Raw genomic sequence first — 18,817 nt, forward strand, 5'->3', positions numbered from 1 at the left:
GTGGTGAGGGACGTGTCCGACGAGGCGCTCGACATCAGGCTCGCCGAGCCGGACCCGGTCGTGGTCGCGGTCGACGGCTCCCCCGAGAGCCGGCTCGCCGCGCACGAGGGTGCGCTCGAGGCCCTCCTGCGCGGGGCACCGCTGCGCCTCGTCGGCGTCGACACCCCGGTGGGCACCCTGTCCGCCCTCACCGCGCGGCTGACCGGTCTCTACCCGGGGCTGTCCGTCGCGGCCCAGCGCGCCGGCGGCCGTGCCGTCGACGTGCTGCGCCGGCTCTCCGCCGAGTCCTCCGTCCTCGTCCTTGGAGCCCCGGCCACGAACCGGACAGGTGCCCTGGCCGGTTCGGCGGTGTGCCGCGAGCTGGTGCGCACGTCCTCGTGCCCTTTGCTCGTGGCCCGGGGCGGCTCGGGTCCCGTCGACGCCGACCCGGGGGTCGTCGTCGCCCACGCTGCCGGTCGCGTCGCTGCCGCGCTCCCGGTCCTGGACGCTGCCGTGGCTGCTGCCGTCCGGCGGCACAGTGCGCTCCGCGTCGTGCGCCCCTACCTGGCAGGGTCGGGAGAGCGGCCGGCTGCGGCACTGGCCCGGGTGCGCGGTGACACCACTCGGCTGCTCGCGGTCCTCGGCGCGGACACCGAGCAGGCCGGCGTCTCGGTCACGACCGTGCACACCGGGGACGGCGGGCCCAGGGTGATCGCCGACCACTCCCGGGACGCCGCGCTCGTCGTCCTCGGCGGGGACGTCGCCACCGAGTACCCGTGGGTCGTCGACGAGTCGGCCCGCACGGTCCTCGTCGTCCCGCACGGTGCCCGGCACCGCCGCGAGGCATGCCTGGAGATCTACCGGCAGGCGCTGCTCGACGAGCTGGCTCGGACCGTGCCGCGCCCGGACGGCTGCACCACCCCCGCCGAGCTCGACGACGCCTGGCGGGTGGGGATGGACCTGCCGGCCGTGGGGCCGCGTGTCCCGCTCGCCTGGCGGGCCTGCCTGCAGGGAGCTGCTGAACCCGTAGCCGACGGTCCGGTCGGCCGGGTCGAGGAGAGGAGACCGTCGTGGTCATGACGACGCAAGCCGACCGTCCCGCGGACGCCGCAGGCACCACCTGGGTGCTGTCGTTCGCCGAGGGACACCGGGGTATGGCCGACCTGCTCGGCGGCAAGGGCGCGAACCTCGCCGAGATGACCCGCCTGGGACTGCCGGTCCCGCCGGGTTTCACCATCACCACTCAGGCGTGTCGCGCCTACCTGGCCGAAGGTCACGAGCCCGAGGGCCTCGCCGAGCAGGTCGAGGAGCACCTGCGCCGGGTCGAGGACGCCGCCGGCCGGCGGTTCGGTGACCCCGCCGACCCGCTGCTCGTCTCGGTCCGCTCCGGTGCCCGTTTCTCCATGCCCGGGATGATGGACACGATCCTCAACGTCGGGCTCACCGACGAGACCCTGCCCGGGCTGGCCCGGCGGGCCGGCGACCGGTTCGCGCAGGACTGCTACCGCCGCCTGGTGCAGATGTACGGGCGGACCGTGCTCGGCGTGGACGGTCAGCTCTTCGAGGACGTGCTGGACCAGGCTCGGCAGCGCGCCGGGGTGCGTGACGACCAGGGCCTGGACGCCGCCGCGCTCGCTGACGTGGCCACCCGGTTCCGGGAGCTGCTGCGCGAGCACGCGGGCGAGGACCTGCCTCAGGACCCGCGCGAGCAGCTGACCCGGGCGGTACGTGCCGTGTTCGAGTCGTGGAACTCCCCCCGCGCGGTCCTCTACCGCTCCCGAGAAGGCATCGACCCGAACCTCGGCACGGCGGTCAACGTCGTCGCGATGGTGTTCGGTAACACCGGCGAGCGCTCCGGCTCCGGCGTCTGCTTCACCCGCGACCCCGCCAGCGGGCACCGCGGCGCGTACGGCGACTACCTGACCAACGCCCAGGGCGAGGACGTCGTGGCCGGCATTCGGCAGCCGGTCCCGCTCGCACGGCTCGCTGACATCGACCCGCCGGCCTACGAGCAGCTCATGGGGCACCTCGCCACGCTGGAGAACCACTACCGCGACCTGTGCGACGTCGAGTTCACCATCGAGGACGGGCGGTTGTGGATCCTGCAGACCCGGGTCGGCAAGCGGACGGCGGGGGCCGCCTTCCGGATCGCCACCCAGCTCGTCGACGAGGGGGTCATCGACCTCGACGAGGCCCTGCGCCGGGTCACCGGCGAGCAGCTCACCCAGCTCCTGCACCCGCGGTTCGCCGCCGACCAGGAGCGGCGGGTGCTCGCTCGGGGCCTGCCCGCCAGCCCCGGTGCCGCGGTCGGCGAGGCGGTGCTGGACTCCCAGCGCGCCGTCGAGTGGGCCGCCCAGGGCCGGACCGTCGTCCTCGTCCGGCCGGAGACGAGTCCGGAGGACCTGCCCGGCATGGTCGCCGCCGTCGCCGTCGTCACCGCCCGCGGTGGGCTCACCTCGCACGCCGCCGTGGTCGCCCGCGGCATGGGCCGCACCTGCGTCGCCGGAGCCGAGGGGCTCCAGGTCGACCTCGAGCAGCGGGTCGTTACCGGTCCCGGTGGCCAGGTCCGCGAAGGTGACGTCATCTCGGTCGACGGCACCGCCGGCGTGGTGTCGATCGGGGAGCTGGACGTCGAGGCCAGTGTCGTCGCCGCCGCGCTGGAGGACCCCGGCGCGGCCCCCGACGACGAGCTCGTCGAGGCGGTCGCCCGGCTGCTGGCCCACGCGGACCTGCGCCGCACGACCGGAGTCCTGACCAACGCCGACACCCCCGAGGACGCGCGGCGGGCCCGCCGTCTCGGCGCGGAGGGGATCGGGCTGTGCCGCACCGAGCACATGCTGCTCGGCGAGCGTCGTCACATCGTCGAGGACATCGTCCTCGACCGGGACCGCGAGACCGCGTTCAGCCGGATGCACGACCTGCACCGTGAGGAGTTCCGCGGTGTCCTGGAGGCGATGGACGGGCTCCCGGTGGTGGTCCGGCTGCTCGACCCGCCGCTGCACGAGTTCCTGCCGGACCTCACCGAGCTCTCCGTGCACGCGGCCCTGGAGGAGGCAGCCGGCCGGGCCGACGAGGACACCGCCCGTCTGCTCGCCGGCGTCCGCCGCTGGCACGAGGCCAACCCGATGCTCGGCCTGCGGGGGGTGCGCCTGGTCGCCGTCGTGCCCGAGCTGTACGCCGTCCAGGCCCGGGCCCTGGCGCACGCCACCGCGGACCTGCTGGAGAAGGGGTTCGACCCGCGTCCGGAGCTCATGGTCCCGCTCGTCGCCGAGGCAGCCGAGCTCGCTGCGGCACGCCGGGTCATCGAGCAGGCGGTCCGCGCCGTCGCCGACGAGCGCGGCGCGACGGTGAGTATCCCGGTCGGCAGCATGATCGAGCTGCCCCGGGCGGCCCTGACCGCCGGCGAGGTTGCCCGGCACGCCGACTTCTTCTCCTTCGGCACCAACGACCTCACCCAGACCACGTGGGGGCTGTCCCGCGACGACGCCGAGGCCAGCTTCATGCCCGCCTACCGGGAGTCCGGGCTCGTCCCCACCGACCCGTTCGACTCGATCGACGTCGACGGTGTCGGGCGGCTGGTCCGCATCGCGGTCGCCGAGGGCCGCGCGACCCGGCCGGACCTGGGCCTCGGCATCTGCGGCGAGCACGGCGGCGACCCGGCCTCCGTCCGGTTCTTCGCCGAGGTGGGCCTGGACTACGTGTCGTGCTCGCCGCCGCGGGTACCGGCGGCCAGGCTCGAGGCCGGACGAGCGGTGGTCCTCGCCGAGGGCGCCTCGGAGGCCGACACGCGCTGACCCCCGGGCGTGGCAGGTACGCCCCGACGACCAGGGTGGGGCGGTGAGCAGGACGCGGGTGGGACCCGCGCCCAGAAGGGAGCCGGAGATGGCCACGGGACTCGTGCTCGTCGGCACTGACGGCAGCTGGCGCAGCACCGCGGTGCTCCACGTCGCGGCTCGCGAGGCCTCCCTGCGCGGCGCCGAGCTGGCGGTCGTCACGGTGATCCGTGAGGTCGCGGACCCCCGGTACAGCCTCACCGCGCTGCTGGCCGAGGAGCGGCGCGCCGCCGAGGTGGCACGCTGGCGTACGGGTGAGGCCGTGGTGCGGGTCCGCTCGCGGTACCCCGGCCTGGAGGTCACCACGCACCTCGTGCGCGACCGCGACCTCGGCTGGCCGGACGAGGCGGTCCGGCTGGGCGCGGCCGACCTGCTCGTCCTCGGGGCCCACGGGGCGCACGCCGGGCCGGTGTTCGGCCTGGGAACCGTCAGCCGGTTCCTGCTGAAGATCACCGCGTGCCCGGTCCTCGTGGTGCCTGACCGGCGGCCCGGCGCGGTGCCCCGGTGGGACGACGGGGGGACCCGCGGTCCCGTCCTGGCTGCCGTCGGGCCCGCCGGGGGTGAGGAGGTGCTGGCCGTGGCTCGCCGGGAAGCGGCCCTGCGCGGCACCGGCGTGCACGCCGTGCGGGCGATCCGGCCCGGGGACGACGTCGAGAGGGTTCGCAGCGAGATCTCCGGCCTGGTGGCCGACGTGGACCGGTCAGCGGACGGCGTGGAGGTCGTGCTGGAGACCCCGCCCGGGACGCCGGCCGACGTCGTCCTGCACCGTGCCGCGGCCTCGGCACTCGTCGTCGTGGGGACCCGGGGGCCAGCGGCACTGGCCGGCCTGACCGCGGACTCGGTCGCCCGTACCGTGCTGGACCGCTGCCCGTGCCCGGTGCTCGTCGTGGCCCCGCGGACGGCGCGTGCGCCGCTGGGACCGTCCCGGCTAGCCGCCCCGGCGCGCTGAAGGGAAGCGGGCCCTGGTCACCGGCCGGTACCGCTGCCGATGTCGACCAGCCCAGCCCGGACGGCGTGCACGACGGCATCCAGGGCGGTGTGGACCTCGAGGCGGGCCATCGCCGAGCGGATGTGGTTGCGCACGGTGTGCTGGCTGAGGTGCAGGTCCCCGGCGATCCCGGCGACCGACCGGCCATCGGCGAGCGCCTGCAGCACCTCGACCTCGCGAGGCGACAGTGCCTGATGGGACGCCCCCTGCCGACGGGACAGGATCGCGGCCATCGCGGCCCGGGTGAAGTACGCCTCCCCACCGGCCACCGCGCGCACCGCCGTGAGCAGGTCCTCGGCGCCGGAGTCCTGGTGCAGGAAGCCCATCGCCCCGGCCTCGAGGACCGCGGCGAGCGCCTCGTCCTCCCTGGAGGCGGTCACCACGAGGACCCGGGTGCGGGGGCAGGCCCGCAGCACGCCCTGGATGCCCAGCGCCCCGCGGCTGTCCGGGAGCCGGTAGTCCATCAGCACGACGTCCGGCGCCAGCGCGACGGCCATCGACGCGGCCCGCTCGGCGGTGCCCACCTGGCCGACGACGGTCACGTCACCGGCGCCCTCGAGCAGGGCCGCCAGACCGTCGGACACCAGCTGGTGGTCCTCGGCGATCAGGACGGTGACCGGGGCACCCGTCATGCCGGGAACCCTAGCCAGCGGTTCCCGCCGCGCGTGGCGGTTTCGGTCACCTAGCCGACCGGGTGACCCAGCCGCTGGTGACGTGATCGCGTCAGACGACCCGGACGACGCCCGGGACGGTCCGGGCCAGCACGGAGGCGATGCGCTGCCGGGGCTCTCCGCCGGGGGAGTACAGGTGGACGACGCCGTCCTCGACGTCCACCTGCCAGTCACTGCCCTGCCCGAGGTCCTCCAGCAGCGTGAGCACGTCCCGGCGGATGTCGTCGTCCGGGCGGGCAAAGCTGCGGAGCAGGTCGCGGCGGGCGACGACGCCGACCACCCGGCCTCCCTCGACCACCGGGGCGGCCTTGATCCCGTGGTCGAGGAGCATCCGGGCCGCGTCGTCGACGTCGGCACCGGCCCGGACCGACAGCGGCCGGGTGGACATGACGTCCCGCACCGAGCTGGCCGGCCGGTCCGTGACGGGCTCCTGCGGCGGCGGGGTGAGGTGGGCGCGCGGATCGCGCTGTGTCCGGCCGCGCAGCAGGTCGGCCTCACTGACGATGCCGACGAGGCGGCCTCCGGCGTCGACGACGGGCGCGGACGCGATGCGGTGGTGCAGCAGCAGCTCTGCGGCGTACCGGACCGTGTCGTCCTCCTGCACCGTCACGGCTGGGCTGGTCATGACCTCACGGACGAGCATGCGACTCCCTCAGCTGCGGACGACGGCCACCGGGCAGGCGGATCGGTGGATCACGCCGTGGCTGACCGAGCCGAGAAGCAGCCCGGTGAAGCCGCCGCGACCCCTGGCCCCGACGACGACGAGCCCGGCGCCTGAGCTGAAGTCTGCCAGCACCCGGTCAGCCGGACCGCCGACGACCACCTGGCGCACCTCGAGCTGGGGGAAGGAGCCGTGGACGAGGGCCTCCGAGGCGGTGGTCACGTCAGTGGCGGCCCGGCGAGCGGCCTCGCCGAGCTCGGCCCCGGGCGCCACGGACGTCCAGTACGCGGCCTCCCAGGTCTCGGCGGCAGCGGGGTGCCAGGCGGCGACGAGCACGAGCGGTGCCTGTACCTCGGTCGCCGCCGCAGCGGCGAACCGCAGGGCGGCCTCCGAGCTCGGGGAGCCGTCGACTCCCACGACCACGGGGCGGTCGGGTCCCGGCGGGGCGGTGTCCCCCCGGACGACGACGACCGGGCAGTGCGCGTGGGCCGACACGGTGAACGCCACGGAGCCGAGCAGTGCCCCGGCGAGCTCGCCGTGCCCGCGGGTGCCGACCACCAGCAGGGCCGCGCCGGAGGACTCCTGGACGAGGACGCCTGAGGCGCTGCCTACCTCGGTCAGGTGCGTGACGTCGAGCCCGGGCTCGAGCTCGCGTGCCCGGGCCACGCCCTCGGCGGTGACGTCAGCGGCGATCGAGATCGCACGCTCGGGCAGGTAGGGGGAGACGCCGATCGGCCCCGGTGCCAGTCCTGGGTAGTCCGCGGCGTAGACGACGTGCAGCGTGCCGGACCGGCGCGCTGCCTCGTGGGCCGCCCAGTCCAGGGCGGCGGCGGCGTGGTCCGTGCCGTCGTAGCCGACGACCACCGAGCCCGGCGCTGCGTGCGACATGGCCACCACTCCCTCGAGGTGCCTGGCTGTCGCCTCTACCGTCCGGCGGACCCTGGCGCCACCGGAAGGGGCGAAGGTCACCCCTCCGGTCCCACCACCCCGGCGCACCTGCGTCAGGGCGGGGTGACCGGATCGCGCACGACGCCCGGGATCGCCGGTCGTGCGGGCACCTGGGCGGCGCACGATCGGTCGCAGCAGCTCAGGACGGGGAGCGACCCGGGAGGTGGACGTGCCGGAACGACGGATGGCGCCGGTCGGCGTCGTGGCGGGTTTCGACGGCTCGGTGGCAGCCGAGCGTGCGGTGGCCAGGGCGGCCGAGGAGGCGCTGCGACGCCGGACCAGGCTCGCGGTGGTGTCGGTGCTGCCCGCCGCGACGACCGAGGCGGCGGTGCTGGAGGGCATGCTGCGTGAGCTCGTCGCGCAGGTCCGCCGTCGCCGCCCGGAACTCGTGGTCACCGCCCACCGGGTCCGCGGGGACCCGACGGTCTCGCCGGCCGGAGCGCTGTGCGAGCTGGCGGAGCGAGCGGTCCTGCTCGTCGTGGCGGCGAGGGGGCGGGGGCGGCAGACTGCGCCGGGAATTCTCGGGTCCACCTCGCCGCAGGGCCTGGGCACGGTCAGCCGTGCCCTGCTGGGGCGGGCGGCGTGCCCGGTGCTGCTCGTCGGGACACGGCAGCTGCCGGTGCCGGCGCAGCGTCGCGCCCTGGTCGTCGCGGCCGTCGACGACGGTGCGGCCGGCGCAGCCGTGCTGCGCGCGGCACTCGACGAGAGCTACCGCCGCGGCGCGCGGGTCCGGCTCCTGCACGCCTACGACGGCACCCGCGGGGACGGCCCGGCCCGGGCCCGTGGGCTGGTCCGGGAGACGACCCGAGCGGCCGGCGCGGACGCCGTCGGGCTGGCGACCGTCGTGACCCCTGAGGGGCCGGCGGTCGCGCTGGGCCGGCACGCCGGGGACGCCGACCTCCTCGTCGTCGCGGGGGGCTCGGCGCCACGGCGACCGGTGGTCCGGTCCTGGGCGACCCTGGCCGGGTCGGCCGTCGGGGGCCTCCCGTGCGACGTCCTCGTCGTCACCCCAGCGGCGGCCGTGCGACTGCTGCCGGTCCAGCGGGAGCAACGCTCGGTGAGTCTGCTGCCGGCACGCACGCCCGCCCCGCGGGCGAGCGTGGGCTGAGCCCGGCCCGCGGGTCAGCGCCGCATCAGGAGCTCAGCGCACCAGGTGGACGTCGGTGTGCTCGAGGTCCGCGATGTCCGTCGACGCGGTCTCGAGCAGCCGGTCGGCGAGGTGCCGCAGGGCCCGGGCCGCTGCGAGCTCCTCGCCGATCTCCGGCACCATCGGGTCCGCCGGGTTGCGGCGGGCCCGACCGTGCCCGTGCACCCGCGTGCCGGCGTGCGTGGTGAGCACCGCGTCCGCCGAGGTGCTGTCGTCGTGGTCGAACAGGTGCAGCTCGACCTTCCAGGTCTGGATCGAGGTCGACATCGGGACCTCCCGGGTCCTGCGGGGCAGGGACCGCCGGCGGCGGCCCTCGGTGCCCAGCACAGCGCAGCGGGGTGTCGGCCACCAGGGTCCGATGTCACCGGTTGGGTGTGCCGGGGCGGCCGAGATCGGGGGAGCCGGCGGCGGTGATCAGTAGACTCCCGGGACGGGGACCGACCGCCCCGTGCGACCGCCGGGAGGCCCGCCGTGCTGACGTCGTGGTGGTCGGACCTCGTCCCCGGGCTGGGAGACCCGGCGCCGTCCGGGATCAACACGCTCGTCGCGGTCGCGGCCGTCGTCGTCATCGTTGCGACGCTCTCCGTCCGGCTCGCCCACCGGACGGGGCTGCCGACGCTGCTGCTCTACCTGGCGCTCGGGCTGGCCATCGGCGACAGCGGCCTGGGGGTGCAGTTCTCGGACGTCGAGCTGACCCAGAACCTCGGGCTGCTGGCGCTCGCGCTGATCATCGCCGAGGGTGGACTGACCACCAGCTGGCGCACGCTGCGGCCGGCGCTGTGGCCCTCGCTGCTGCTGGCCAGCGTCGGCGTCGTCGTGTCGGTCGTCGTCGTCGGCGCGGGGGCCCACCTCCTGCTCGGACTCGACTGGCGGACGTCCCTGCTCATCGGGGCGGTGCTGTCGTCCACCGACGCGGCTGCGGTGTTCTCGGTGCTGCGCAACCTCCCGCTCCGTGGCCGGGTCGGCAAGGTCGTCGAGAGCGAGTCGGCGATGAACGACCCGCTCGCCGTCATCTTCGTCGCCCTGCTCGCTGAGGAGGACTGGGCGTCTGCGACCTGGTGGGCGACCGGAGGCCAGGTGGTCTACCAGCTCGTCGTCGGTGCGCTCGTCGGCCTGGCGGTCGGCCGGGGCGGCCAGTGGCTGCTGGAGCGGGCGGCCCTGCCCTCGAGCGGCCTGTACCCCGTCGCCACCCTTGCCTTCGCGCTGCTGGCCTACGCCGGCGGGGTGCTGATGTCGGCCAGCGGGTTCGTCGCCGCCTACGTCGCCGGCCTGTGGCTCGGCAACGCCCCGCTGCCGCACCGCCGGGCCACGGTCGGGTTCGTCGAGAGCGCCGCGCTCCTGGCCCAGATGGGACTGTTCATCCTGCTCGGGCTGCTGGCCAGCCCGCAGCGGCTGCCCGGCGTCGTCGTCCCGGCCCTCGTCGTCGGGGTGCTGCTGACCTTCGTCGCCCGCCCGCTGTCGGTCCTGGTGTGCATGCTGCCGTTCCGGATGCCGTGGCGCGAGCAGGCGTTCCTGTCGTGGGCCGGACTGCGCGGGGCGGTCCCCATCGTGCTCGCCACCATCCCCGCCACCGCCGGCGTCCCGGGCTCCCAGCAGATCTTCGACGTGGTCTTCGTCCTCGTCGTCGTCTTCACCCTCGTCCAGGCCCCGATCCTGCCGTTCGTGGCGCGCCGGCTGCGGGTCGAGGCGGCCGGGGACGCCCAGGAGATGGAGGTGGACTCCGCGCCGCTGGACGAGCTGCGCGCCGAGCTCCTGCAGTTCACCGTCGTCCCCGGGTCGCGGCTGGCGGGGGTCTACCTCGACGAGCTGAGGCTGCCTGCCGGTGCGGTCGTCAGCCTCGTCGTGCGCCAGGGCACTCCGGTGGTCCCGGACCGCAACACCGTGCTGCGCACCCACGACAAGGTCCTCGTCGTCGCCGACCGCGACGTCCGAGACCGCACCGAGCAGCGGCTCCGTGACGTCTCCCGCGCCGGCCGCCTCGCCCGCTGGCTCGACGAGCCCCCGCCTGAACCCCCCGCCAGATGACGATGTGACCTGTGTGACGACTGTTCCCGCAGAGGCCCGTGAGGTGTAGCGTGCCCGGCGGTCGGCCGCTTCATGCCGCTGAACCTGGTTCTGTCAACACGACACGCCGTCCCGACGTCGTGTCCTTTCTGGAAGGCCGTCCGCTCGTGGGTGCTCACCGTCATGCCGGACCACGCAGCGTGGTCGTCCGGATGACGGTCCCGGCCGTTGCGGTCGCCGTGCTGCTCGGCGGCGTGATGGCTCCGGCGGCCGCCGAGCCGGGCAGCGCCAGTCCGTCGGCCGTCGACCCCGGCTACCCGAGCGAGGAGCAGGTCAGCGCCGCTCGCGCCGCCGCCCGGGACACGGCCGGCGAGATCGGGGCCGTCGAGGCGCGCCTGGCCGCGGCCTCCGCCCGCCTCGAGGAGTCCCAGGTCACGGCCGGCATGGCCGCCGAGGACCTCGCCGACGCTCTCGTCGCCCTCGAGCAGGCCACCGCCGCCGCCGACGCGGCCGAGCGCGCGGCCGGCGCCGCCCGGGAGGACGTCGAGTCCGCCCGCGCCGAGATCGGCCGGCTCGCCGCCGGCGCGTACCGCAGCGGGACCGGCCTGGGCGAGCTCGAGCTGCTGCTGAGCCCCGGGGGTCCGCAGGACCTGCTCGACAAGGCTGCCGCCCTGGACGTGGTCGGCAAGCGCCGGCAAGAGACCCACCAGCGGATGACCGCGGCGGACGTCGTGGCCCGGCTGCTCCAGGAGCAGGCCACGGCCACCCGGGCCGACCAGCAGGCCGCCGCCGCCCGGGCCGAGGAGCTGCGGGTCGCCGCGGAGCGGGCTGCGCTGGCTGCCGAAGCCGAGGTGACGGCCGTCGCCGAGGAGCGGGAGGATCTGGTCGCCCGGCTCGCCGAGCTGCGCAGCACCACCGTCGAGCTGGAAAGGGCACGGCAGGACGGTCTGGAGGCCGATCGGCGTCGCCGCGAGGAGCAGGCCGCTCTCGCCGCGATCCGGCAGCGCGAGGCCGAGCAGGCGGCCGCCGCCACCGCCACCCGGCAGCGTCAGCAGGACACCCGGTCGGCCACCGACCGCGCGGCCACCCTGCAGGCGCGACGGGACAGCGCACCGAGCCGGTCCAGCCAGCGGGAGCCGGCACCGGCGTCCCCCGCACCGGGACGCTCCGCGCCCACGCCGTCCACCAGCCGCCCCGCGGCCCCGGCACCCGCCCGGACGACGTCCCCCGGCGGCTCCCCGGCCGTCGCGCCGGCACCCGCCCCGGCGCCTCCACCCGTTCCGAGGGCCGCACCCGCACCGGACCCGGGCACCCCGACGTCGAGCGCCGCCGCCGGACGGGCGGCCGTGGACTGGGCGCTGACCCAGGTCGGCAAGGGCTACCAGTGGGGCGCCTCGGGACCCGACACCTACGACTGCTCCGGCCTCACCTCACAGGCGTGGCAGCAGGGCGGCGGCCACTGGATCACCCGGACGTCGCGCTCGCAGTGGGCAGCGGTGGCGAAGGTGCCGTACTCCCAGATGCGGCCCGGCGACCTGATCTTCTACGCCACCGACCCCGGCGACCCGGCCACCATCTGGCACGTCGCCGTCTACGCCGGCGACGGGACGATGGTCGAGGCGCCGCGTGCCGGGCTGCAGGTGCGGGTGGTCCCGGTCCGCTGGTCGAGCACGATGCCCGCGGCGGGCCGGCCCTGACCGGCGGCTGCCGCGCCTAGCGGTGCTCCCCGCCGGAGTCCCGCAGCCGCTGCACCGAGTCGCGGATCTCCTGCTCGGCGGCCTCCCGGCCGACCCAGTGCGCGCCCTCGACGGACTTGCCCGGCTCGAGGTCCTTGTACGTCTCGAAGAAGTGCTGGATCTCCAGCCGGTAGAACTCGCCGACGTCCTCGAGGTCCTGCATGTGGTCGACCCGGGGGTCGTCGGCGGGCAGGCAGATCACCTTGTCGTCCCCGCCGGCCTCGTCGCGCATCCGGAACATGCCGATGGCCCGGCACCGGACGAGGCAGCCGGGGAACGTCGGCTCGTCCAGCAGCACGAGGGCGTCCAGGGGGTCGCCGTCCTGCCCGAGGGTGCCGTCGACGAAGCCGTAGTCGGCCGGGTAGCGGGTCGCCGTGAACAGGGTCCGGTCCAGCTTGAGGCGGCCGGTGCGGTGGTCGATCTCGTACTTGTTGCGGCTGCCCTTGGGGATCTCGATGGTCACGTCGAACTGCACGGCGGGCTCCTGCGCGGCCTCGGCTCGAGGCTCCTCGGGGACGGGGGGACGGCAGTAGTGTCCCGTAGGTCCAGCCCGCAGGTCGGCAGAGGGGAGGGGTGCCGGTGCCCTCACGCGTCCTGGCCGCCGGGACCGCTGTCGTCCTGCTGCTCGGCGGGCTCGGGTACGCGGTCGCCGACGCCTACGACGTCGTCCCGGGCGTGCTGACCGTCCGGCCGGAGCCGACACCCCCGCCGCCCTTCCCGGACCCGCCGGGCGCCCAGCACCCGACCACGCCGCCGGACGACGTCCTGCCCGTCCTCGACGCGAGCGCCCCGCTGCCCGACCGGGACGCGCTCGCGGCGACCCTCACCCCGCTGCTGGCCGACCCCGCGCTCGGTCCCTCCGTCGGCGCCTCCGTCGTCGACGTCCGGACCGGCGAGCCCCTGCTCGCATCCGACGCCGCGACCCCGAGGGAGCCCGCCTCCACGGTGAAGCTGTTCACCGCGGCCGCCGCCCTCGACCGGCTCGGCGGCCGGCGCACGCTGACGACGACCGTCGTGCCGGGCGCCTCGGACGAGGAGGTCGTCCTCGTCGGGTCGGGCGACGTCCTGCTCGGCGCCGGTCCCGGTGACCCGGACGCCGTCCGCGGCCGGGCCGGGCTCGCCGACCTGGCCGCCGCGACGGCCGCCGCGCTGGCGGCCCAGGGCCGCACCAGCACGGCCGTCCGGGTCGACGACTCGCTGTTCGCCGACGACCGGATGGGCCCGGGATGGACCCGGCTGGACGTCGACCTCGGCTTCGTCGCGCCGATCACCTCGATCGCCGTGGACGCCGGGCGCACCACGGACGAGCCGTACGCGCCCCGGGTGGCCGACCCGGCCCTGGCCGCCGGCGCCGCGTTCGCCGAGCAGCTGCGCGCTGCCGGGGTCACCGTCGTCGGCGACGTCACCCGCGGCACGGCACCGCCGGACGCCCCGGTGCTCGCGGCCGTGCAGTCAGCGCCGGTCACCGAGATCGCCGGGTACCTGCTGCGGGCCAGCGACAACACCGTCGCCGAGGCGGTGGCCCGGCTCGTCGCCCTGGACGCCGGTCTGCCGGCGACCTTCGCCGGCAGTGCCCGGGCGGTCACCGAGACCGTCGCCGGCCTCGGAGTCGACGTCACCGGGATGACCCTCACCGACGGCAGCGGACTGTCCGACGGCGCCTCGGTTCCGGCGGCCGCCCTCACCGACCTGCTCGTCGTCGCCGCGGGAGGCACCCACGAGCACCTGCGACCGGTGCTCACCACACTGCCGGTCGCCGGGCTCTCCGGCACCCTGCTCGACCGCTTCTCCGGGGACGCGGCGGCCGGCGCCCTCGGCACGGCCCGGGCCAAGACAGGCTCGCTGCGCGGCGTGACCACCCTGGCCGGCACCGTCCCGTCCGCCGACGGACGGCTGCTCGCCTTCGCCGTGCTCGCCGACGACGTCCCGGCGACGGAGCCGGCCCGGCGGGCGATCGACGCCGTCGTCGCCGCCCTGGCCGGGTGCGGCTGCCGGTGACGTCGCCGTCGCGGCGGTGCCCACGTACGGTGGCGCAGTGACCACCACCGCCAGCACCGCCGCCGTCGACGCGCTCGTCGACTGGGACCTCGCGGTCGCCGCCGCCACCCGGCTGACCCGACCCGGGCCGCAGGTGTCCCGCGCCGAGGCCGCCGACGTCGTCGCCGTGCTGCGCGCCGACGCCCGCCGCTCCACCCCGCTGGTCGAGCAGGTCACCGGCCTGAGCACGCAGCCGGGGGAGGACGTCCTCGTCGTCGACCGCCCCGGCTGGGTGCGGGCCAACGTCGAGGCCTTCCGCACCCTGCTCGCCCCCGTCGTCGAGGAGGCCGCCGGCCGCCGCGGGGGGAGCCTCGCCCCGCTGGTCGGTGCCGTCGGCAGCCGCGTCACCGGCGCCGAGATGGGCTCTTTGCTGGCGTTCCTGTCCTCGCGCGTGCTCGGCCAGTACGACGTCTTCAGCTCCGGCGGCGGGCGCCTGCTGCTCGTGGCGCCGAACGTCGTCCACGCCGAGCGCGAGCTCGCCGCGGACCCGGCCGACTTCCGCCTCTGGGTGTGCCTGCACGAGGAGACCCACCGGGTCCAGTTCACCGCGAGCCCGTGGCTACGTGACCACCTCACCGCCCGGGTCCGCGCACTGGTGAGCGACCTGCTCGATGAACCAGGCGCCGTCCTGGACCGGGTCCTGGACGCCCTCGGCCGGCTGCCGGACGTGGTCCGGGGGGACGCCGCGACCGGCCTGCTCGACGTCGTCCAGACTCCCGAGCAGCGCCGCGCCCTCGCCGAGGTCACCGCGGTGATGTCGCTGCTCGAGGGCCACGCGGACGTCGTCATGGACGAGGTCGGCCCGTCGGTGATCCCCTCGGTCGCGACGATCCGCCGCCAGTTCTCCCGCCGCCGCTCCGGCCGGGGCGCCCCCGACCGGCTGCTGCGCCGGCTGCTCGGGCTCGACGCGAAGATGCGCCAGTACGCCGACGGCGCGGTGTTCGTCCGGTCGGTCGTCGACGACGTCGGGACGACCGGCTTCAACCGGGTCTGGGACTCCCCGGACACGCTGCCCACGCCCGAGGAGATCGCCGACCCCGCGGGCTGGGTCGCGCGCGTCCACGGCTGAGTGACGCCGTGAGCGGTCCCGACCCGGCGGTTGCGGCGGTGCGGGCCGCGGTGCGCCGGGAGGTGGCCGACCTGCCCGCCGGACGGCTGGTCGTCGTCGGCTGCAGCGGTGGCGCCGACTCGCTCGCCCTCGCCGCGGCGACCGCCTTCACCGCCCCGCGGGCCGGGCTGGTCGCCCGGGCGGTCGTCGTCGACCACGGTCTGCAACCGGGCTCCGCCGAGGTGGCCGCCCGGGCCGCCGCGACCTGCCGGTCCCTCGGGCTGGCCGCGGACGTCGTCCGGGTGCGGGTCAGCCTGGACGGCGAGGGCACCGAGGCGGCGGCGCGCACGGCCCGGCTCGCCGCCCTCGAGGAGCAGGCGGCGGGCGGCGTCGTGCTGCTCGGGCACACCCGGGACGACCAGGCCGAGCAGGTCCTGCTCGGGCTCGCTCGCGGCGCCGGGGCCCGCTCGCTCGCCGGCATGCCCCGCCGGCGCGGGCCGTTCCGCCGGCCGCTGCTGGGACTGCCCCGGGCGACCACCGAGCAGGCGTGCCGGGCGCTCGGCCTCCACTGGTGGGCCGACCCGGCCAACGCCGACCCCGCGTACACCCGCAGCCGGGTCCGCCACCGGATCCTGCCGGTGCTGGAGGCGGAGCTCGGCCCTGGGGTGGCCGAGGCGCTGGCACGCAGTGCCGAGGCCCTGCGCGCCGACGCCGAGGCGCTCGACGACCTGGCCGCCCGCGCCGCGGTCGACGTCCGGACCGACGACGGGGACCTCGACGCGGCCTCGCTCGCTGCGCTGCCAGCCGCCGTCCGGACCCGGGTGCTGCGCACCTGGCTGCTCGGCCTCGGCGCCCCGGCCGGGTCCCTCACCCGGGACCACGTGCTGGCCGTCGACGCCCTCGTCACCGGCTGGCACGGCCAGGGGCCGTTGCACCTGCCCGGCCGTGTCGTCGTCCGGCGTGCCTGTGGCAGGCTGACGCCCGGCTGACCCGATCCCGGACCGAGGAGCTCCCCGGTGGACGCGCAGGACATGGGCAACGACCTGGAGAAGGTCCTCGTCACGGCCGAGGACATCCAGCGCCGGCTCTCGGAGATGGCTGCCGAGGTGGACCGCGACTACGCCGGGCAGGACCTGCTGCTCGTGGGGGTCCTCAAGGGCGCCGTCATGGTCATGGCCGACCTCGCTCGGGCGCTGCACCACCCCGCCGAGATGGACTGGATGGCGGTGTCGTCGTACGGCTCGGGCACCCAGTCCTCCGGTGTCGTGCGGATCCTCAAGGACCTCGACCAGGACATCACCGGCCGGCACGTGCTCATCGTCGAGGACGTCATCGACTCCGGGTTGACGCTGTCCTGGCTGCTGGCGAACCTCGGGTCGCGCGGGCCGGCGTCCGTGGAGGTGCTGGCCCTGCTCCGCAAGCCGGACGCCGCGAAGGTGGAGGTGCCGGTCCGTTACGTCGGGTTCGACATCCCCAACGACTTCGTCGTCGGCTACGGCCTCGACTACGACGAGCGCTACCGCAACCTGCCGTTCGTCGGCACGCTCGCCCCCCACGTCTACGCGCACTGAGGAACACCGGGAGGACGTGGCCCGTTTGCCCTGGTGGACGCCGGTCCGGCGACCACCGCTTCGGCGACAGCCCGACGGGCCGCCGGTGTACCTTCGTGCGCAGTTTCCGAAACCAGGAGGGACGGGGCCAGCAGCCCCGAACAGTCGATGGACTTCAAGCGCGTTCTCCGCGGGCCGGCGATCTGGATCATCGTCGCCCTGCTCGTCCTGCTCATCGGCACCCAGGCCCTGTCCGGTGGAGGCTTCCAGCGGATCGACACCTCGGTGGGCCTGCAGCTGCTCGAGGACGGCAAGGTCGAGCAGGCCAAGATCGTCGACCGTGAGCAGCGGGTCGACCTCACCCTGACCGAGCCTTACGAGGACAAGGGCACCCAGGTCCAGTTCCACTACGTCCAGCCGCGCGGCGACGAGGTCGTGGCCGCGGTGAGCGAGGCGGTCCCGGAGGGCTTCACCGACGAGGTCCCGCAGGACTCCTTCCTCGGCAGCCTGCTGCTGACGATGCTGCCGATCCTCATCATCCTCGGCCTGTTCTGGTTCCTGCTGTCGAACATGCAGGGCGGCGGCTCGCGGGTCATGCAGTTCGGCAAGTCCAAGGCCAAGCTCGTCAGCAAGGAGGCCCCCAAGGTCACCTTCGCGGACGTCGCGGGCGCCGACGAGGCCGTCGAGGAGCTCCAGGAGATCAAGGAGTTCCTCACCGACCCGGCCAAGTTCCAGGCGGTCGGCGCCAAGATCCCCAAGGGCGTGCTGCTGTACGGCCAGCCAGGCACCGGCAAGACGCTCATCGCCCGCGCGGTCGCCGGTGAGGCGGGCGTGCCGTTCTACTCGATCTCCGGCTCGGACTTCGTCGAGATGTTCGTCGGTGTCGGCGCCTCCCGGGTCCGTGACCTGTTCGAGCAGGCGAAGAACAACGCCCCGGCGATCATCTTCGTGGACGAGATCGACGCCGTCGGCCGGCACCGCGGCGCCGGCCTCGGCGGCGGCCACGACGAGCGGGAGCAGACGCTCAACCAGCTGCTCGTGGAGATGGACGGGTTCGACGTCAAGACGAACGTCATCCTCATCGCCGCGACGAACCGTCCGGACATCCTCGACCCCGCGTTGCTGCGCCCCGGCCGGTTCGACCGTCAGATCGCCGTCGAGCCGCCGGACATGGTCGGCCGGCACCACATCCTCCAGGTGCACGCCAAGGGCAAGCCGATGGCACCCGACGTCGACCTGCTCGCCGTCGCCCGCCGGACCCCCGGGTTCACCGGGGCCGACCTGGCCAACGTGCTCAACGAGGCGGCCCTGCTCACCGCGCGCAACAACGCCAAGGTGATCGACAACGCCGCGCTGGACGAGGCGATCGACCGTGTCGTCGCCGGGCCGCAGAAGCGGACCCGGATCATGAACGACAAGGAGAAGAAGATCACCGCCTACCACGAGGGCGGGCACGCCCTCGTCGCGGCGGCGATGCGGCACACCGACCCGGTGACCAAGGTGACGATCCTGCCCCGCGGCCGGGCCCTCGGCTACACGATGGTGCTGCCGGCGGAGGACAAGTACTCCACCACCCGCAACGAGATGCTCGACCAGCTCGCCTACGCCCTCGGCGGCCGGGTCGCCGAGGAGCTCGTCTTCCACGACCCCACCACCGGCGCCGCCAACGACATCGAGAAGGCCACGTCGCTGGCGCGCAAGATGGTCACCCAGTACGGGATGAGTGAGCGGGTAGGGGCGATCAAGCTCGGGCAGTCCACGGGTGAGGTGTTCCTCGGCCGTGACATGGGGCACGAGCGCGACTACTCCGAGGAGCTCGCCTCGGTCGTCGACGAGGAGGTGCGCCGACTCATCGAGGCCGCGCACGACGAGGCGTGGGAGGTGCTCATGGAGCACCGCCCGGTGCTGGACCACCTCGTCACCGAGCTGCTCGAGCACGAGACGCTCGGCAAGGAGCAGCTCGCCGAGATCTTCGCGCCGGTGCACAAGCGCCCGCTGCGTCCGGTCTGGCTCTCCAGCGACCGGCGCCACGTCTCCGACCAGCCACCGGTGCTGACCCCGGCCGAGCAGGCCGCCCGGGTCAACGGCAACGGCGCCCGGCCCGCGCCCCAGGACGAGGCGGCCGCCGCCGGCGACGAGCACCCCCCGAGCGAGACCCGGCCGGTGCCCGAGACCGAGCCGGTCGACCCCGGCCGGCAGGGCTGAGCGAGGAGGG

The 18,817-nt window shown here is 75.3% G+C and carries 16 protein-coding genes; 11 read left to right on the plus strand and 5 right to left on the minus strand.

Translation table 11 applies throughout. From position 1 onward, the window contains the following. The first annotated feature begins 3 nt into the window (after nucleotides 1–3). From HJG43_01430 to HJG43_01440, 3 genes are all read left to right on the plus strand, one after another. Nucleotides 4–1,059 (plus strand): universal stress protein, encoded by a 1,056-nt coding sequence (locus tag HJG43_01430; protein ID UER53438.1) that lies wholly within the window; start codon nucleotides 4–6, stop codon nucleotides 1,057–1,059. Beyond that, nucleotides 1,056–3,773 (plus strand): pyruvate, phosphate dikinase, encoded by a 2,718-nt coding sequence (locus HJG43_01435; GenBank protein ID UER53439.1) that lies wholly within the window; start codon nucleotides 1,056–1,058, stop codon nucleotides 3,771–3,773. Before HJG43_01430 ends, HJG43_01435 begins: the two co-directional genes overlap by 4 nt. Nucleotides 3,774–3,861: 88 nt before the next feature. Further along, nucleotides 3,862–4,761 carry a universal stress protein gene (locus HJG43_01440; protein UER53440.1) on the plus strand — a complete coding sequence of 300 codons (900 nt, stop codon included), beginning with the start codon at nucleotides 3,862–3,864 and terminating at the stop codon, nucleotides 4,759–4,761. 17 nt (nucleotides 4,762–4,778) lie between these two features. On the opposite strand, the gene HJG43_01445 is transcribed toward HJG43_01440, so the two are convergent. The 3 genes from HJG43_01445 to HJG43_01455 all read right to left on the minus strand — a co-directional run bounded on the left by HJG43_01445 (nucleotide 4,779) and on the right by HJG43_01455 (nucleotide 7,020). After that, complete coding sequence (locus HJG43_01445; protein UER53441.1) at nucleotides 4,779–5,432, minus strand: response regulator transcription factor; 654 nt, start codon at nucleotides 5,430–5,432, stop codon at nucleotides 4,779–4,781. 91 nt (nucleotides 5,433–5,523) lie between these two features. Then, on the minus strand, nucleotides 5,524–6,114 hold the full coding sequence (locus HJG43_01450) for a CBS domain-containing protein (protein ID UER53442.1): 591 nt from the start codon (nucleotides 6,112–6,114) through the stop codon (nucleotides 5,524–5,526). Nucleotides 6,115–6,123: 9 nt separating this feature from the next. Then, the gene (locus HJG43_01455; GenBank protein ID UER53443.1) at nucleotides 6,124–7,020 is read right to left on the minus strand and encodes a universal stress protein; all 897 of its coding nucleotides are present in this window, start codon (nucleotides 7,018–7,020) and stop codon (nucleotides 6,124–6,126) included. 229 nt (nucleotides 7,021–7,249) lie between these two features. On the opposite strand from HJG43_01455, the gene HJG43_01460 reads away from it, so the two are divergent. After that, entirely contained in the window at nucleotides 7,250–8,188 is a 939-nt protein-coding gene (locus tag HJG43_01460; GenBank protein ID UER53444.1) for a universal stress protein, read from the plus strand. 33 nt (nucleotides 8,189–8,221) lie between these two features. On the opposite strand, the gene HJG43_01465 is transcribed toward HJG43_01460, so the two are convergent. Beyond that, entirely contained in the window at nucleotides 8,222–8,494 is a 273-nt protein-coding gene (locus tag HJG43_01465; protein ID UER53445.1) for a DUF1876 domain-containing protein, read from the minus strand. Nucleotides 8,495–8,734: 240 nt separating this feature from the next. Between HJG43_01465 and HJG43_01470 the strand changes: the two genes are divergently transcribed. Together HJG43_01470 and HJG43_01475 are read left to right on the plus strand one after the other, a co-directional pair. Beyond that, entirely contained in the window at nucleotides 8,735–10,252 is a 1,518-nt protein-coding gene (locus tag HJG43_01470; GenBank protein ID UER55603.1) for a potassium/proton antiporter, read from the plus strand. 191 nt (nucleotides 10,253–10,443) lie between these two features. After that, nucleotides 10,444–11,928 carry a C40 family peptidase gene (locus tag HJG43_01475; protein ID UER53446.1) on the plus strand — a complete coding sequence of 495 codons (1,485 nt, stop codon included), beginning with the start codon at nucleotides 10,444–10,446 and terminating at the stop codon, nucleotides 11,926–11,928. A gap of 16 nt (nucleotides 11,929–11,944) precedes the next feature. Here the strand turns inward: HJG43_01475 and HJG43_01480 are convergent, their stop codons facing one another. Further along, nucleotides 11,945–12,442: an inorganic diphosphatase gene (locus tag HJG43_01480; GenBank protein UER53447.1), complete on the minus strand. Its 498-nt coding sequence runs from the start codon at nucleotides 12,440–12,442 to the stop codon at nucleotides 11,945–11,947. Between the two features lie 98 nt (nucleotides 12,443–12,540). On the opposite strand from HJG43_01480, the gene dacB reads away from it, so the two are divergent. The 5 genes from dacB (at nucleotide 12,541) to HJG43_01505 (ending at nucleotide 18,807) form a co-directional block, all read left to right on the plus strand. Next, complete coding sequence (gene dacB / locus HJG43_01485) at nucleotides 12,541–13,965, plus strand: D-alanyl-D-alanine carboxypeptidase/D-alanyl-D-alanine-endopeptidase (protein UER53448.1); 1,425 nt, start codon at nucleotides 12,541–12,543, stop codon at nucleotides 13,963–13,965. Nucleotides 13,966–14,002: 37 nt separating this feature from the next. Then, a complete protein-coding gene (locus HJG43_01490; GenBank protein UER53449.1) occupies nucleotides 14,003–15,073 on the plus strand; it encodes a zinc-dependent metalloprotease in 1,071 nt (356 codons plus the stop codon). An 8-nt stretch (nucleotides 15,074–15,081) separates the two neighbouring features. After that, the gene (gene tilS, locus HJG43_01495) at nucleotides 15,082–16,041 is read left to right on the plus strand and encodes a tRNA lysidine(34) synthetase TilS (GenBank protein ID UER53450.1); all 960 of its coding nucleotides are present in this window, start codon (nucleotides 15,082–15,084) and stop codon (nucleotides 16,039–16,041) included. 42 nt (nucleotides 16,042–16,083) lie between these two features. Next, the gene (gene hpt, locus HJG43_01500; protein UER55604.1) at nucleotides 16,084–16,623 is read left to right on the plus strand and encodes a hypoxanthine phosphoribosyltransferase; all 540 of its coding nucleotides are present in this window, start codon (nucleotides 16,084–16,086) and stop codon (nucleotides 16,621–16,623) included. Between the two features lie 147 nt (nucleotides 16,624–16,770). Then, nucleotides 16,771–18,807 (plus strand): ATP-dependent metallopeptidase FtsH/Yme1/Tma family protein, encoded by a 2,037-nt coding sequence (locus tag HJG43_01505; GenBank protein UER53451.1) that lies wholly within the window; start codon nucleotides 16,771–16,773, stop codon nucleotides 18,805–18,807. The last annotated feature ends 10 nt before the right edge of the window (nucleotides 18,808–18,817 follow it).

The organism is Kineosporiaceae bacterium SCSIO 59966 (assembly GCA_020881835.1).
Classification (GTDB): Bacteria; Actinomycetota; Actinomycetes; order Actinomycetales; family SCSIO-59966; genus SCSIO-59966.